The organism is Taklimakanibacter deserti, from assembly GCA_003574785.1.
On sequence record QORU01000059.1, the window covers coordinates 1 to 638 of the forward strand.

Genomic DNA, 638 nt, shown 5'->3' on the forward strand with positions numbered 1-638 from the left:
TTTATTTGTTTTCGGGTTGAAAATTGCAATATTTGACGCATCAATTGCAGCTTCTTTCTTCACTAAGCCACCAGCTTTACCTAAAGCAGGAACCGGTTTTTCATGTTTAGTGATGATTTTAACGCCTTCAACAATCACTTTACCGTTTGGTAACACTTGAGTTACCTTACCACGTTTGCCCTTATCTTTACCGGTAAGAACAATTACTTCATCATTTTGACGGATTTTAGCAGCCATTACATTCCCCTTACAGTACTTCTGGAGCTAATGAAATGATCTTCATAAACTTCTCAGAACGAAGTTCACGAGTCACAGGTCCAAAAATACGAGTACCGATTGGTTGCTCAGTGTTATTGTTTAAAATTACACAAGCATTACCATCGAAACGAATAACTGAGCCATCTGGGCGACGAACACCCTTCTTGGTGCGCACAACAACTGCTTTTAACACATCACCTTTTTTAACTTTACCGCGTGGAATTGCTTCTTTCACAGTAACTTTGATAATGTCGCCAATAGCAGCGTAACGACGGTGCGATCCACCTAGAACCTTGATACACATTACGCTACGAGCCCCTGAGTTATCAGCAACATCCAGCATAGTCTGTTCTTGGATCATATTAGTGCTCCGTTAAATT

2 protein-coding genes are annotated in these 638 nt (G+C 40.4%); both read right to left on the minus strand.

The genetic code is table 11. The features are described from left to right. The coding region (gene rplX, locus DS839_RS35920) for a 50S ribosomal protein L24 (protein WP_119275356.1) at positions 1 to 237 on the minus strand (237 nt) is incomplete at its 3' end. Positions 238 to 247: 10 nt separating this feature from the next. After that, on the minus strand, positions 248 to 619 hold the full coding sequence (rplN, locus tag DS839_RS35925; RefSeq protein WP_005619403.1) for a 50S ribosomal protein L14: 372 nt from the start codon (positions 617 to 619) through the stop codon (positions 248 to 250). Positions 620 to 638: the final 19 nt, after the last annotated feature.